Here is a 14,675-nt window from a genome sequence, read left to right on the forward strand (position 1 = left end):
TTCATGCCTCGTCTTCGATGAAGGCGCGGGTCTTGCGGCGCGCCTCTTCGTCGGTGAACTGCCGCGGCGGCGATTTCATGAAGTAGCTCGAAGGGCCCGTCAGCGCGCCACCGATCCCGCGATCCATCGCCAGCTTGGCGCAACGGACGGCATCGATGACGACGCCGGCGGAATTGGGTGAATCCCAGACCTCAAGCCGCACCTCCGCACTCAACGGGACGCCGCCGAACGTGGTGCCCTCCAGACGAATGTAGGCGAGCTTGCGGTCGGTGAGCCATGGGACGTGGTCGCTGGGGCCGACGTGAACGTTGTCGGCTTCGAGCGGGACATCGAACTGGCTCGTCACAGCTTGCGTCTTCGATATTTTCTTCGAGGTCAGACGCTCCCGTTCCAGCATGTTTTTGAAATCGGTGTTGCCGCCGACATTGAGCTGATAGGTGCGGTCCAGCCGTACGCCGCGCTCGCGGAACAGATTGGCGAGAACGCGGTGCAGGATCGTCGCGCCCACCTGGCTCTTGATGTCGTCGCCGATCACGGGCACGCCGGCCTGCTCGAAGCGGTGACGCCACGCAGGATCGGACGCGATGAAGACCGGAATGCAATTGACAAAGCCGCAGCCGGCTTCGATCGCGCGGCTGGCGTACCATTCGCTCGCCTTTTGCGAGCCGACCGGAAGATACGACACCACCACATCGGTGCGCGACTTCCTAAGCACGTCCGCCACGTCGGCTTCAGCTTCACCGGAGATCGGGACGTCATCCTCGAGATAGCGGCCAACGCCGTCGAGCACGGGGCCGCGGCGCACGGTGACTCCGGTTTCTTCAACGGCAGAAAAGCGATGCGTGTTGTTCGGTCTTGTGAAAATGGCCTCCGCGACATCGCGGCCGACCTTGTTGGCGTTGACGTCGAAGGCTGAGGAAATCTCGATATCGCTGATGTGATAGCCACCGACATCGGCATTCATCAATCCCGGCACAGGCTCGTTGGATTTGGCTTCGCGATAATAGGTCAGCCCCTGAACGAACGAGCTTGCGCAATTGCCCACTCCGACAAGGCCGACGCGGACGCGCCGCCTGTCTTGAAGACGTGAATGCATCGATCATGGCCTCCGGGGAAATGCAGGGCGCGAACGTAAGTACGTTGGCCGAACGTATGATCGATACGTTCGTTCCTGTGCCGATGACCCGTCGGCCGCCATGCCCGTCGATTTGGCGGTGAAAAACCAAAAAACCTTAACCTGGTTTAAGACGATCGCTTCCGCTGCTGGAACGAAAGGCAGGGTAGAAGAAGATGAAGAAGAAGCTGGCTGCTCCGCGGGAGCGTTGAAGACGCAGCGATCGCCGACACGAAGATCGTTCGCGCACCGAAAGAACGAATGGCTGCACCGGGCGTTGCATGCAGCAGCGGCTGACCGTCCTTTGTCGGTCGGTCGGTAGTTCAGAAGGAGCGGCCGATGAGCGACAGCGAAACGACCACCGATCACAAGGTCATTCGGAAATGGATAGAGGAACGCGATGGACGGCCGGCGACAGTGCGCGCAACCGAAGAGGGCGGACACGCCGGGATCCTCCGGATCGATTTCGGTCCCAAGGAGGATCGACTTGACGAGATCGAATGGGATGAATTTTTCCGCAAATTCGACGAGGCTGATCTCGCATTCCTGTATCAGGACCGCACCAAAGACGGAGGCCTGAGCCGGTTTCACAAGTTCGTCCGGCGTTCCGGCGCATGAATTCGGGACGATCGAGCGAATCCAGTCCGGAATGCTGTGAGGACGTCGAGGCCACCGCTTGGGTTTGCGCCATGCGCGCCGGCGATTTCGAACGCGCGTGGTCGATCAGCGACCGCGATCTCGCCGCATATCGCCGCAGCGGAATCGCGAAGCACACGGGGCCGCGCCACCAGCAGCGAATCTGGCGGGGCGAGGAACTGCGGGACCGGCGTGTTCTGGTGCGGTGCTATCACGGCCTCGGCGATACCATTCAGTTTGCGCGCTTCCTGCCGGCGTTGGCGGAACTCGCCGGCGGGCTCGTGGTCTGGTGCCAGCCCGAACTGCAGCCGCTGATCGAACGCCTGCAGGGCGTTGACCGAACAATGCCGCTGCATGACGGCGCGCCGGATGCCGACTTCGACGTCGATATCGAGATCATGGAAATTCCGCATGCAATCCGGGCGGGGCGCGAGCTTGTCATGCGGCGCGGGCCATATTTGACCCTGCCGCCAAGCGAAGCGACGAAGTGCCTTGGCCGGGGGCGCCAAGGTCTGGCCATCGGGCTGGTCTGGGAAGTCGGCGACTGGGACAAGCGCCGGGCGGTTCCCCCGCATTTGCTGAAGCGGCTCGCTTCCGATGGCGTCGAACTTTTTTCCTTCCAACGGGGCGCCGCGTGCGCTGCAGCAGCCGAGATCGGCGCTCGCGATATCAGCACGCCGGACCTGATTACTTTGGGTCATCGGATGGGCGAGGTGGACCTGATCGTCAGCGTCGACACTATGCCGGTACATCTTGCCGGCGCCCTCGGGCACGAAGCCTGGGTGCTGCTGCATGCCGACTGCGATTGGCGCTGGCCTCTGAAGGGCAACGGCGGAACGTGTTGGTATCCGCGTGCGCGACTGTTCCATCAGCATCGTGCTGGAGAATGGAGCGACGTGATCGAGGAGGTCCGCTGCGCCCTTCAGGCGCGAAACAGGGTGAAAATGCAGGACATGGTGCGCTCCGCCTGAGGGACCTGGGGCGCGGTATCAATATTGCGGATCCCTGGCGGCTTCATACCCCGCCGGCTGTGGGCAGGAAAGATCCGACTTAACATATGCTAAATTCTCGATCGCGCGATTGCGCTAGGATCCGGGCGCTCTCCCTTGACTTTCTGCTGATCATTGGGGCTGCCATGAAGCAGATTGACGAACGAACAGCGGCGAACATGGATGTTGCACTCGAGGAGGTCTGCAGCGTCCTCCCGCATGGCGGTGATCACGAGACTCGAAAGCGAATCGCCAAGGAGCTGATTCGCAGCGCGCGCCGGGGCAGCACCACCTTAGGCGAGTTCAAGACGGTCGCACGGATTGCACTCAACGAAGTTTTTTCCCGCAAGTCGGCTTAGCACGCTTCCAGTTGCCGAGCACCGCGCTCGCCGGTTGCACTAGAGCATGATCCGAAAAAGTGTGCCGCGGTTTTCCGAAAAGATCATGATCAAACAACAACGGCACGAACGCTGACGGGCGCGCCAAATTCCGGCGTTGCTCAGGAAGCTGTTCAAGGTGCCAAAGTTCCTCAACCCTTGCGGTTCTGCTGCTCGATTTCGTCGAGTACAGCTTCGGGGGCAACATCCTTTGTGATGTCGGGGATTTCCTCTTCCGTGCCGGTGCGCACCTCGAGCTTTTCGGCAATGGCCGTGGCCATCTGGATCAGCCGGGTCAACTCGTGCTCGGTTAGCAGGTTGATGTGCAGGTCGAGATCATCGCGCTTGTCTGCCGCTGCTGAAGCCCGGTTCTGACTGATAAGCACGAAAGTGGAGAGGAAGATCGCCTCAACCGAAGCTTCCATCGCCAGGATCACGAAGGTCGGGTCGAAATGCGGAACGCCCGGCAGCAGATTCCATGTAATCCAGGCGCCATAGACAACCAGATGCAAGTACACGGATCGCATGCTGCCGGTGAAAGCGGTAATGGCATCAGCGAGCCTGTCCTCGAATCGCGCCGTGCGCGTCTCCTGCTTGCGGCGGTTTCTCAAGTTCTCGACATTCCGGCGGAGGGTAGAGCTCAATTCGCCGCTCGCGCGGTCGCCGGCAGTTCGTTGCGATGCGAGGGGTAAAGCCGGCATCTTCTTTAAATCCACTCCGGAACGCCTTGCCCGGAGGGCGGAGCCTGCTTCCTGTCTGGTGCAGGCTGCTTCAATTGCAGATAGCTACCGCTGAAATCGCCAAGCCGAGCCAGCGCGAGCCAGTCGAGGATTCTTACGCGCCTCGAATCCCATTCGACCACGTGGAGTTGCCGGAGCTCCTGAATGATCCGATTGGCGTGAACGCTCGAAATTCCGCAGGCATCCGCAATATCCACCTGCGTGCAGGGCATCGAAAAGGACTGTTCGCGCGCCAGCCCGGCGAGTTGAAGCCGAAGCGTCAGCTCGCAGAGGACATGTGCGATCCTCGCGAGCGCATCGCGCCGTCCCAGATTGGTGACCCATTCATGCCAGATCGCCGCCTGCATCAGCGACTCGCGCCAGAAAGCTCGCGTCAGGGACGGCGATCTGTCCAACATCTCCTTCAACGCTGCATGGGACACGAATGCGACCACCGCGGACCCCAGGCTGGTGATGCCGTAGTCGACCGAAGGCAGGTACAAAGTATTGAGGTCGGCGATGTCGCCGGGTACGAAGAAGGATGTGATCTGTCGGCGCGATCCCGCGGCCAGCTTGTGGCTGTACAAAAATCCATCGAGCACAAACGTGCACCGCGAAGCCAGGTCGCCCGGTGAAAGGACCTCCCGATCCGCCGTACAAGTTGCGACCTTTAACGGAAGGTCGGCGATGCGCCGTCGGTCTTCAGCCGAGAGCGCGTTGAATCGCTCGAGCCGCAACAATAACCGAGAGTATGGCCGTCCAGCCTCCATGCTCCACCTCACGAGCCAGGCAATCGAGTGAATCGCGTTTTCAGCTTTTTTATCGAATGAGATCGCAGCTGGGAGAATGACGCTACGGCTACTGTTGAAACGATCATTGCGTTACGCCTACCCGGTCGTTCTGTTCTATCGCTGCCGGCACCTCGAACCCCGCCTCAAGGAATTGACGGAAGCGGTCTACGCGGGAACGCTGAAATTGAACGAACGTTCCAAAGCGGCGACGCTCGCAATGCCGGGTACCCGACGTGCGATGGGCAAAACAGCCAGATGCAGCCGGCGACCCGGCTCGCTCGCTATGGTGGCGGGACCACGATAGTCGCCGGTTTCACGTTCTGTTTTGTGCTCGTGCGTCGTGCCGGGCGGACATGAGTTGACCATGTGATTTGAGCATCGGTGAAGTGACCGGCCGATACCCGCGGGCAACGATCTGGCGGAAGAGCCACAGGATGACGGGGCAAAAAGGAGCATGGCGGCGCCGAAATCGAGCGCGGCGCTCACGAAGACGACCGAGGTGGAAAGCTTTCCTCCGATCGCCGGCCCGGCCAGCATGCCGGCATAGAAGACGGTATAGAACAGTTCCATTCCGGTCGGCCGCGTCGTCTGCTCGAGCGCACGCGCAGGCAGGCTCATGATCGCACCGGCGGGCAGGCCGCAAAGGACTCCAAGAGCAACGACGATGGGAAGCACGGTGCCGCTTCGTGACAGCAGAAGTGTCAGAAGCGCGAAGGCGATGCAGCCTGTCACGAGGATGGTCGCGCGCGCTCCTCGCGGCATGCTACGCGCAAACCGATCGGCTGACGGAAGCAGGTTTCGAGGCGCGCGCATTCGTTCGAGAGAGGTGTCTGGAATTAAGCGAGAATGGTGAAGCTCCGCCGCTCAACACGCTCGACCTCGCTCGGATGCGCGCCAGTAGGTACAGAGACCGCGCCGACCGGGATCATTTCCTCGACGGACTCCGCAAAGCCGGCCTGGGCTAAGCGCCTAACGCGTTGCCGCCCTGCCGCGCTGCCGGACTAATTGGCGAAAGCGTCACGAGCGGCTGCGCACGCCGCTCGGGCTGGCGCCGAAACGCATCCGGAACAGGCGGTTGAAATGCGAGACGTTGGAGAAGCCGGCTTGCGCTGCGATCTCGGCCACGGCCCGGTTCGGAAAGCGCGTGAGCAGGGCGAAGGCGCGCTTCAAGCGCAATTCGTTGACGCGTGCGACGAAGGAGGCGCCGGACTGCTCGAGCAGTTCGTGCAAGTAGCGCGGCGAGATGTCGTGATGAAGCGCAACGCTTGCCACCGACAGGGCGGGATCGGCAAAGTGCTTGCCGATATGCTCGACGACAGCGGCGAGCCGCGCTGCGGCGATCGCCCGGCGTCCTTGCTCGGAGGTGTCGCGGGTGGCGCCGAAGGCGAGGGCGGCAAGATCGTGGATGTGATTGACGATGGCCTGCTGCAGCGCCGACTCCTCCGGTTTCGGCTCGGACAGGACCATCCGGAGATAGCGCATGAACAGGCGCAGCGCTTCATGGCTTGCCGGGGCCGGCTTCATGAACACGCCATCGAGGTCGTGCAGGCGCTCAGCCAGTGGCGCATGGGGAATGGCCAGATCGAGATGCGTCACGCCGCGCAGCCGGCCCGGCTCGTCCGGACGCACGAGCACGGCATCGCCAATGCCAAGGGTCAATTCGGTATCGCGCTGCAGGGCGAAGGCCGGCTCGCCGAGATTGACGATCATCCAGACCGGGTCGCCGCCTGCTGCGGCTTGAGCGCGCGTGCGCGTGAACTCGGCCGCCGATCCGTCGCACAGCGCGATGCGGACGCCGGGTAATCGCTGCAGCAAAGCTTCGGCGCGGAAGGGCTCCTCAGGCGCCAGCGGCGCGATATCGACGCTGATGATGGTCTTGCCGAATTCTTCCCGCCAGCGGGCGAGTCGCTCATGCTCGGGAACCGCGTCGGTCGTAAATTGCATCGGCTTCCGGTCAATGTCGTCGGCGTTCATCGCCACAATGGATTTCATTCCAAATGAGCACACGCGCACAGGTGCGCGTTTGCGTGCAGCAACGCACGCAAGACCGCCAGCTCCGCACGCCCGGTTGTTAACCGCCGTTACAAATGCCAACGGATACCCGTGCCATCGTTTCACGGACGCCAAGGCGTTTCCTGAATCCGATCCGAAAAAGTTGCGAATTCCGTCGAAACGGCGTCTCCAGACGATGGCCACGATCTACGAGTACGGTCCCGTCGCATCGAGGCAGACGCTGTTTCACGGAGCTGAGCCGGTTACTCTCGGAAGGCGAGCGGTCGCGCGTCACGAAGCGGCGGGACAGCCTTCAAGTGCAACGCTTCCGTCCGCTGTACGCAAAAATGCAAGACATATGCGCAATAGATCAAGTGATGCCGCCGCCATGCGCGGCGGGATCGCAGATAATCGTTCTGTAGCTCCGGACGAATCCGGCCTGCGCCGGCGCACGATTTGCAAAGCCCATCACACTATAGGTCAAGCGCGTAAATCGCGCTGTTGCCCCCGCACGACAGAAGTTGCGCGCGGACTGTGCGAGGTTGACGCAACCGACGGATCGACCGAGTCATTCAGCATCGCGTCGGAAAATTCTCAGCGGGGCAACCATGCCGAAGATATTTTCCAGGCTTCAGAACACTGGCGCGGCGCGCGCTTCGACCTGGGAGCGGCCGCGCTTGCATGCGCGCGTGCTCAGGACATTGCTCGCGAGCACGGCACTCGCGACTCTGGTAATTGTCGCCACTACGCCAATTGCACGCGCCAACGGCGGGACTGGCGGAGCATCGGGCGCGGTCGCTGGCGGAACGGGCGGTGCCGGTAATACCGGCGCTGCGGGAGGTGACGGCACAGCCAACACCGCCACTGGCGACAACGGCAATCTAGGCAGCGGCGGAGGCGGTGGCGCAGGCGGCGGCGGGAATGGCGGCGCAGGAGGGGGGGCTTTCGGGGGCCCAGGCGGTGCGGGCGGCACGGCCGGCTCTCCAAACGGAGCCGCAGGCGGCACCAGCGCCGGTGGCGGTGGTGGCTTCAATGGTGCCGTGGCCGGTCAAGGCGGCAACGGAGGCGCCGGGCTAGACGTCGCCGGCTTTGTTGGCGGTGGTACCAACGTGCTGGAGACGGGCGGCGGTGGTGGCGGCGGCGGCGGTGGCTCCGGTCTCGCCACGGGCGGTTTGGGCGGCGCCGGTGGCAAGGGCGGGAATGCGAAGATCAATGCGACGGTTGGTGCCGGCGGTGTTGTGACCGCGATCGTCACCGGCGGCGGCGGGGGTGGCGGCGGCGACGGTGGTGTCGGCAATCTGCGAAGCGGATCGTTCACATTCAGCACCAACAGCTTCGGCGGCGTTGGAGGTACCGGCGGGATGGGCGGCGACGGCACCGCTAGCGCGGCGTCCTTTGGTGCAGGCGGGACCGCGAATGCGACCGGGACAGGCGGCAATGGCGGCAACGGCGGCAGTGGCGGCGCCGCTCTCGAATCGACCGGGTCCAATATCACCGTGATCAATACAGCCACCGCCACTGGCGGGGCGGGTGGCATCGGTGGAAAGGGCGGTGAGGGATCGGGAACGACAGAGGCCGACGCGGCAACCGGCATCTATCATGCCCTCGGAATTGGTGGAAACGGCGGGAACGGAGGGACTGGCGGCGCCGGCGCCGTCTTTGCCGGCTCCAACGTCAGCTTCATGAACTTGGGCTCGGTGATTGCCGGAACCGGCGGTGTTGGTGGAGACGGCGCGGGTGCAAGCGCAGGGGTCAATGCTGGCGCCAGCGGGACAGTTGTGACTCGAGCAGGACTTTCGGGTGTCGGCGGCACAGGCGGAACGGGCGTCCTGTTTCAAGGAGCCGGTTCGACATTCAACAACATGGGGGCAGTGGCTGGCGGAACCGGCGGAGCGGGCCCCGTTGGTGGAACCGGTGGCGCCGGTGGCGCTGCAATTCGGTTTACCACTTCGGGAGCAACCCTGATCAACGCCGGTCAGATTGCCGGCGGCGCTGGTGCCGCTCCCGGCCTCCTTGGCACTGCAGGCGCGGGCGGCATCGGCATCATTGGCGCGGGCCTCACCATCACCAATAGCGGGACGATCAGCGGCGGTCTGGACGGCACGGGGACCACGCGCGAACTCGCCATCCAGCTCACCGGCGGCGCGAACGCCATCAGCCCGGGCGGCGCGATCAACGGTGGCATTCAGTTGCAGGCGGGCTCGTTGATGCCGGCATTGGCCGGCTCGACCGTCGGACCGACCCTGAGCGTGAACGGCCCGGTTTTGCTCGCGTCAGGCGCGACCTACAGCATCCGCGTCAACGGCGCCGTCAACGATTCCATCACGGCCACCGGCATCGTCACGGTCTCCGGCGCCAGTGTATCGGCATCGATCTCCAATCTGGGCGCTGCCGTCGGCACGCACACCATCATGACCGGAGGCGCCATCAGCGGCACCTTCGCCTCGCTGTCGGCCCCGACAGGTTCGGCGTTTCTGACGACATCGCTGTCTTACGATCCGACGCACGTCTACCTGAGCATCACCGGCAATGGCGCCGGCGGCAGTGTGGACTTCACGACGGTGACGCAGACGGTCAACCAGTTCAATGTTGCGTCGGCGCTCAACGCTGCCGGCAACGCCAATGGCTTCAGCGGACCGCTGCTGAACTTGCTGCTGGGCCTGTCCGCATCGCAGGCGAGCGCGGCCTTTACCCAGCTCGACGGCGAAGCTGCGACCGGCGCGCAACGCGCCGCGTTCCGCCTCGGTGACGAATTCCTCAATCTGATGCTGAACCCCGCTATCGACGGCCATTTCGGCACCGCCGCGGGCGGTGTCTCCGGCTTTGCGCCGGAGGAGCAGGCCGACCTGCCGCCGGAGATGGCGCAGGCCTACGCCGCCGTGTTCAAGGCACCGCAACCGGCAAGCTTCGAGCAGCGCTGGAGCCTGTGGAATGCGGCGTTCGGCGGCAGCGGCAAGACCAGTGGGGATCCCGCGATCGGCTCGACCGACACGCGGCTCAGCACCTATGGCTTCGCCAGCGGTCTCGATTATCGCTTCTCGCCTCACACGGTGGTCGGCCTTGCCGCGGCCGGCGGCGGCACCAATTGGGGGCTGTCCAACAGCCTTGGCAATGGTCGCAGCGAGTCGGCGCAAATCGGCGCCTATGCGAGGACGGTGATCGGTCCGGCCTACATCGCGGAGTCGATCGCTTTTGCGAGCCACTGGTTCACGACCAATCGAACGGCGCTCGGCGACAATCTGCGTGCCACCTTCACCGGCCAGAGCATCGGCGCGCGTATCGAGGGCGGCTATCGCGTTGCCGTGACACCCAACTTCGGCATCACACCCTACGCGGCGGCGCAGGCGCAGGCATTCCACTCCGGCAGCTATGGCGAGAGCGACGTCAACAACATGGGCTTCGGACTGAACTATGCGGCGAAGGAAGCGACCGACGTCCGCGCCGAGCTCGGCGCGCGGTTCGACAGCCCGACGCTGCTCGCCGGCACACCGCTCGTCATCCGCGCGCGGCTGGCGTGGGCGCACGACTTCGTCAACACGCCCTCGTTGAGCGCAGCGTTTCAGGCGCTGCCGCTCTCGAACTTCACGGTGTTCGGCGCGCCGACCGCGCAGAACTCGGGGCTCGCGTCGCTTGGCGCCGATTGGTACCTGAACCGCGACTGGAAGCTGCTCGCCAAGTTCGACGGCGAGTTCGCTAGGCGCTCGGATTTCTACGCCGGCACGGTGGCGCTGCGCTACGCCTGGTGATCCCATGCATTGCGCGGGCGCCATCAGCCTCATCCCACCAATTTCCATCTTCCATCCCCAGCGCGCTTCAGCGCGGGATCGCTCATCCGCACGTGCTCGGCGAGGAAGTCGATGAACGCCCGGACGCGGGCCGGAAGGGGCGCAGTGGGGCCGACATAGACGGCGTGGATGTCTTCGCGGTCTCCGGGATTATAGTTTTGAAGAACCGGAATAAGCCGTCCGGCTTCGATGTCGGGGCCGATGTGGAAGACGGCGAGGCGGGCGAGGCCGATGCCGCCGAGGCAGAGGCGGCGGGCGGCTTCGCCGTCGCTGGCGCGCGCGACCGGCGGCGGCACGATTTCCTCGGCGTGATCGCCGCGCTTGAACGGCCAGGCGCGGATCGAGCGCGGAAAGGTCCAGCCGATGCCGCGGTGGTCGGCGAGATCGGCCGGACTCTTCGGCGTGCCTGAGCGTGCCAGGTAGTTCGGCGCGCCGACCACCACCATGCGGCTGGTGCCGAGCTTTCGCGCGACGAGGCGGGAGGCCCGCAGCGGGCCGGCGCGGATGGCGACGTCGGCGCGCTCCTGCATCAGGTCGATCAGCGTGTCGGTCAAGACGAGATCGAGCGTGATCTCGGGATGCTGCTCCAGGAAGCGCGGGAGCAGCGGCATCACATGCAGCATGCCGAACGGAATGTTGCAGTTGACCGTGAGGCGGCCACGCGGCGCAGCGCCAGAGGCTGCTTCGCGCTCGGCCTCCTCCATCTCGGCGAGGATGCGCACGGCGCGCTCGTAAAAGGCCCGGCCTTCCTCCGTCAGCGTCAGCTTGCGCGTGGTGCGGTTGATCAGCCGCGTGCCGAGCCGAGTCTCCAGCCGCGAGATCAGTTTGCTGACGCCCGACGGCGTCAGCCGCAGTTTTCGCGCAGCTTGGGTGAATCCGCCGAGATCGACGACGCGGACGAAGACCTCCATCTCGGCTGAGCGGTTGAGGTCGAAGCGGGCCATGTTGAATTCACGTCACAGATGGTTGGATTGCGGACATTCTAATGGTTTTGTGCAGGCGCGGCTATCTGCGTGGCTCGTCTCATCCATTGGAGCCACGCATGCCTCCCGCCGTCCTCGCCCTCACCGCCGGTGCCTTCGGCATCGGCACCACCGAATTCATCATCATGGGCCTGTTGCTCCAGGTCGCTGCCGACATGGGGGTCTCCGTGCCGGTCGCAGGCCTGCTGATCTCCGGCTATGCGCTCGGCGTGTTCGTCGGCGCGCCGGTGCTGACGCTGGCGACACGAAGAATGCCGCGGAAGACCGTGCTGCTGGCGCTGATGGCGATCTTCACGCTTGGCAACGCCGCCTGCGCGCTCGCGCCGAGCTACGAGCTGCTGATGGCGGCGCGGGTGCTGACCTCGCTCGCCCACGGCACGTTCTTCGGCGTCGGCTCAGTGGTGGCGACCAGTCTTGTTGCCGAAGACAAGCGCGCCTCCGCCATTGCCACTATGTTCATCGGCCTCACCGTCGCGACGCTCCTTGGCGTGCCCTTCGGCGCCTGGTTCGGCCTGATGCTCGGCTGGCGCGCGGCGTTCTGGGCGGTGACAGTGATCGGCGTGATTGCGTTTGCCGTGGTGGCGGCACTGGTGCCCGGCCATGTCGGCAGCGGCGACAAGCCGATCTCGCTTGCGGAGGAGGTCGCGGTGCTCGGCCGTCCGCAGGTGCTGCTCGGCCTTGCCATGACCGTGTTCGGCTTCGCCGGCCTGTTTGTCGTCTTCACCTATATCCAGCCGATCCTGACCCGCTTCACCGGCTTCTCGGAAGCTGCGGTCTCGCCGATCCTGCTGGTGTTCGGCGTCGGCCTTGCGATCGGCAATGTCGCGGGCGGCAGGCTCGCCGACCGCGGCCTCGCGCGCGCCCTGATCGGCACGCTGGCCGCGCTCGCGCTCGTGCTGCTCGGTTTGGCCGCCGTGCTGTCGGTCAAGATCGCTGCCGTCGTGCTGATCCTCTTGCTCGGCATTGCCGCCTTCGCAACCGTCGCGCCGCTTCAGCTGCGCGTGCTGGAAGCGGCCGGGCCCAGCGGTCGCACGCTCGCATCGAGCCTCAACATCGCCGCGTTCAATCTCGGCAATGCGCTTGGCGCCTGGGCCGGCGGCCTCACCATCGATCGCGGGCTCGGCCTCTCCGCGCTGCCGCTGGTCGCGGCCGGCATCACCGCGGTCGGCCTCCTGCTCGCCCTCTGGAGCCTCCAACTCGACCGTAGACAGATGGCCGCCGCGGCGTGTCCGGCGGAATGAGGACGAGTCTCGGCGATGGCTGACCTCTGCGATCAACCGGCCTGCCCGGCGTTGCGGCGCAGGCCGTGCAGCGCGGCGTCGGACGCCCCGCGAGAGCTCTGCGTGCGACGTCGCCGGCCGATCGGAGGCGCGCGGCTAGTTCGTCAGATGCGAGGCGGCAATCGCTTTCTGGAACAGTGCATTCAGCGCGTCGGTAATGCTCGAATCGCTCGAGACCTCGTAATAGTAACCCGACGTCGCGCAGGACTGCATCTTGGTCGCGATCGAGCTGCGCCATGGCGCGATATAGGTGTTGTACCAGCTGTTGTTGGTGATCGCGAGATAGGTGGTGTAGAGCACGGCGATCTTGACCCCTCGTGCCTTGATGGTGCCGCAGATCGTCGTGGTCAGCGGCTCCCGGCACCGGCCCGACGAGGAGATCACGGTCTGGCTGCAGTTCGAGGGGTAGTAGTAGTCGGCCACGCCGTCGGAGACGAAGAATAGCCATTTCTGCGGTGAGGATGACGAGCCGTCGCCGGGGGTCGGAATGGTGCCGTTCATCGACGATAGGATGCATCAATTCATGAATCCAAATTAACTCGAATTTGATCCAATTCGCCAACAACCGTTAGGGTTACTTCCTCGATCTCTATGCGAATTATTGTCCGCTTTACCGCCCGCCTCTAACAGAGGGACGGCGGACAACGCACATGCCTCATACAGGCCAATGAGTGCGGCCGCTCCACGCGGAGGTGGCACGATGCGCAACGAGACGATCGCTATTCACGCCGGCTACGAGCCCGAAGCCACCACGCACGCTGTCGCCGTGCCGATCTACCAGACCGCGGCCTACGCCTTCGACAGCGCCGATCATGGCGCGGCGCTCTTCAATCTCGAGGCCGAGGGTTTTCGTTACAGCCGTATCGCCAATCCGACCAGCGCGGTGCTGGAGAAGCGCATCGCCCAGCTCGAAGGCGGCGTCGGCGCGCTTGCGGTCGCGACCGGTCAGGCGGCGCTGCATTTCGCTTTCGTCAACGTCGCCGACCATGGCGGCAACATCGTGTCCGTGCCGCAGCTCTACGGCACCACGCATACGCTGCTTTCCCATATCCTGCCGCGCCAGGGCATCACCGGCCGCTTTGCCGAGAGCGACGCGCCGGACGCGATCGCGAAGCTGATCGACGAGAACACCCGGGCGGTGTTCGCCGAGACCATCGGCAATCCCGCCGGCAATGTCTGCGACATCGAGGCGCTGGCGAAAATCGCGCATGCCCATGGCGTGCCGCTGATCGTCGACAACACGGTCGCAACCCCCATCCTGCTCAAGCCATTCGACTACGGCGCCGACATCGCCGTGCATTCGCTGACCAAGTTCCTGGGCGGCCACGGCACCACACTCGGCGGCGCCATCGTCGATTCCGGAAACTTCCCCTGGGCGAAATACGCCGACCGCTTTCCGGCCTACAACAAGCCGGACGCCTCCTATCACGGCCTCGTCTATGCCGAGCGCTTCGGCAAGACTGCCTATATCGAGCGTGCGCGCAGCGTCTATCAGCGCACCATGGGCTCGGTGCTGTCGCCGTTCAATGCCTTCCTGCTGCTCCAGGGCATCGAGACCGTGGCGCTGCGCATGGAGCGCCATGTCGAGAACGCCCGCAAGGTCGCGGAATTCCTGCGCAAGGACCCGCGCGTCGCCTGGGTCAACTACACCGGCTTCCCGGACAGCCCCTATCATCCGCTGGTCCAAAAGTACCTCAACGGCAACGCGTCCTCGCTGTTCACCTTCGGCATCAAGGGCGGCATGGAAGCCGGCAAGACCTTCTATGATGCGCTGAAGCTGATCACGCGGCTCGTCAATATCGGCGATGCCAAATCGCTGGCCTGCCATCCGGCCTCGACCACGCACCGCCAGATGTCGGCGGAGCAGCAGCGCACAGCCGGCGTGCTGCCGGAGACGATCCGCCTCTCGATCGGCATCGAGCATGCCTCTGATATCATCGAGGACATCGACCAGGCGCTGGAAAAGGCGTGTCCGTCGGCGCGCCTTCAGGCTGCGGAGTAGGCGGCGG

Annotated in this window: 12 protein-coding genes and 1 pseudogene; 6 read left to right on the top strand and 7 right to left on the bottom strand. The window is 64.4% G+C overall.

Annotated features, from left to right (window positions below; all coding sequences use genetic code 11):
- Position 1: 1 nt before the first annotated feature.
- On the bottom strand, positions 2 to 1,096 hold the full coding sequence (locus tag JJB99_RS03390) for an inositol-3-phosphate synthase (protein WP_200497397.1): 1,095 nt from the start codon (positions 1,094 to 1,096) through the stop codon (positions 2 to 4).
- A gap of 357 nt (positions 1,097 to 1,453) precedes the next feature.
- Here JJB99_RS03390 and JJB99_RS03395 point away from each other — a divergent pair, with 357 nt between their 5' ends.
- The 3 genes from JJB99_RS03395 (at position 1,454) to JJB99_RS03405 (ending at position 3,098) form a co-directional block, all read left to right on the top strand.
- Positions 1,454 to 1,732, top strand: a complete 279-nt coding sequence (locus JJB99_RS03395) for a hypothetical protein (RefSeq protein ID WP_200497398.1) — start codon at positions 1,454 to 1,456, stop codon at positions 1,730 to 1,732.
- 71 nt (positions 1,733 to 1,803) lie between these two features.
- Positions 1,804 to 2,721, top strand: a complete 918-nt coding sequence (locus JJB99_RS03400) for a hypothetical protein (protein WP_200497399.1) — start codon at positions 1,804 to 1,806, stop codon at positions 2,719 to 2,721.
- Between the two features lie 164 nt (positions 2,722 to 2,885).
- Complete coding sequence (locus JJB99_RS03405) at positions 2,886 to 3,098, top strand: hypothetical protein (RefSeq protein WP_200497400.1); 213 nt, start codon at positions 2,886 to 2,888, stop codon at positions 3,096 to 3,098.
- Between the two features lie 170 nt (positions 3,099 to 3,268).
- Here JJB99_RS03405 and JJB99_RS03410 read toward each other — a convergent pair whose 3' ends face one another.
- The 4 genes from JJB99_RS03410 to JJB99_RS03425 form a co-directional block, all read right to left on the bottom strand.
- Positions 3,269 to 3,817 (bottom strand): DUF1003 domain-containing protein, encoded by a 549-nt coding sequence (locus tag JJB99_RS03410; RefSeq protein ID WP_200500032.1) that lies wholly within the window; start codon positions 3,815 to 3,817, stop codon positions 3,269 to 3,271.
- A gap of 5 nt (positions 3,818 to 3,822) precedes the next feature.
- Positions 3,823 to 4,437, bottom strand: a complete 615-nt coding sequence (locus tag JJB99_RS03415) for a Crp/Fnr family transcriptional regulator (protein ID WP_246775135.1) — start codon at positions 4,435 to 4,437, stop codon at positions 3,823 to 3,825.
- A 354-nt stretch (positions 4,438 to 4,791) separates the two neighbouring features.
- Positions 4,792 to 5,358: a hypothetical protein gene (locus tag JJB99_RS03420; RefSeq protein ID WP_246775136.1), complete on the bottom strand. Its 567-nt coding sequence runs from the start codon at positions 5,356 to 5,358 to the stop codon at positions 4,792 to 4,794.
- Positions 5,359 to 5,643: 285 nt separating this feature from the next.
- Positions 5,644 to 6,822 (bottom strand): AraC family transcriptional regulator, encoded by a 1,179-nt coding sequence (locus JJB99_RS03425; protein WP_200497402.1) that lies wholly within the window; start codon positions 6,820 to 6,822, stop codon positions 5,644 to 5,646.
- Between the two features lie 404 nt (positions 6,823 to 7,226).
- On the opposite strand from JJB99_RS03425, the gene JJB99_RS36650 reads away from it, so the two are divergent.
- On the top strand, positions 7,227 to 10,364 hold the full coding sequence (locus tag JJB99_RS36650) for an autotransporter outer membrane beta-barrel domain-containing protein (protein ID WP_200497403.1): 3,138 nt from the start codon (positions 7,227 to 7,229) through the stop codon (positions 10,362 to 10,364).
- 29 nt (positions 10,365 to 10,393) lie between these two features.
- On the opposite strand, the gene JJB99_RS03435 is transcribed toward JJB99_RS36650, so the two are convergent.
- A complete protein-coding gene (locus JJB99_RS03435; protein WP_200497404.1) occupies positions 10,394 to 11,347 on the bottom strand; it encodes a LysR family transcriptional regulator in 954 nt (317 codons plus the stop codon).
- A gap of 98 nt (positions 11,348 to 11,445) precedes the next feature.
- On the opposite strand from JJB99_RS03435, the gene JJB99_RS03440 reads away from it, so the two are divergent.
- Entirely contained in the window at positions 11,446 to 12,627 is a 1,182-nt protein-coding gene (locus JJB99_RS03440) for an MFS transporter (protein ID WP_200497405.1), read from the top strand.
- 135 nt (positions 12,628 to 12,762) lie between these two features.
- Here the strand turns inward: JJB99_RS03440 and JJB99_RS03445 are convergent.
- Positions 12,763 to 13,176 (bottom strand): annotated as a pseudogene (locus JJB99_RS03445) (pilus assembly protein); the annotation flags it as partial.
- Between the two features lie 190 nt (positions 13,177 to 13,366).
- Between JJB99_RS03445 and JJB99_RS03450 the strand changes: the two are divergent.
- Complete coding sequence (locus tag JJB99_RS03450) at positions 13,367 to 14,668, top strand: O-acetylhomoserine aminocarboxypropyltransferase/cysteine synthase family protein (protein WP_200497406.1); 1,302 nt, start codon at positions 13,367 to 13,369, stop codon at positions 14,666 to 14,668.
- The last annotated feature ends 7 nt before the right edge of the window (positions 14,669 to 14,675 follow it).

Origin of the sequence: Bradyrhizobium diazoefficiens (genome assembly GCF_016616235.1) — a bacterium.
In the GTDB taxonomy this organism is placed as follows: Bacteria; Pseudomonadota; Alphaproteobacteria; order Rhizobiales; family Xanthobacteraceae; genus Bradyrhizobium; species Bradyrhizobium diazoefficiens_H.

What these genes read in the sequence shown, in the direction of transcription:
- JJB99_RS03390 (WP_200497397.1), bottom strand. Translation starts at nt 1,096, where the DNA reads ATGCATTCACGTCTTCAAGACAGGCGGCGCGTCCGCGTCGGCCTTGTC.
- JJB99_RS03395 (WP_200497398.1), top strand. Translation starts at nt 1,454, where the DNA reads ATGAGCGACAGCGAAACGACCACCGATCACAAGGTCATTCGGAAATGG.
- JJB99_RS03400 (WP_200497399.1), top strand. Translation starts at nt 1,804, where the DNA reads ATGCGCGCCGGCGATTTCGAACGCGCGTGGTCGATCAGCGACCGCGAT.
- JJB99_RS03405 (WP_200497400.1), top strand. Translation starts at nt 2,886, where the DNA reads ATGAAGCAGATTGACGAACGAACAGCGGCGAACATGGATGTTGCACTC.
- JJB99_RS03410 (WP_200500032.1), bottom strand. Translation starts at nt 3,817, where the DNA reads ATGCCGGCTTTACCCCTCGCATCGCAACGAACTGCCGGCGACCGCGCG.
- JJB99_RS36650 (WP_200497403.1), top strand. Translation starts at nt 7,227, where the DNA reads ATGCCGAAGATATTTTCCAGGCTTCAGAACACTGGCGCGGCGCGCGCT.
- JJB99_RS03435 (WP_200497404.1), bottom strand. Translation starts at nt 11,347, where the DNA reads ATGGCCCGCTTCGACCTCAACCGCTCAGCCGAGATGGAGGTCTTCGTC.
- JJB99_RS03440 (WP_200497405.1), top strand. Translation starts at nt 11,446, where the DNA reads ATGCCTCCCGCCGTCCTCGCCCTCACCGCCGGTGCCTTCGGCATCGGC.
- JJB99_RS03450 (WP_200497406.1), top strand. Translation starts at nt 13,367, where the DNA reads ATGCGCAACGAGACGATCGCTATTCACGCCGGCTACGAGCCCGAAGCC.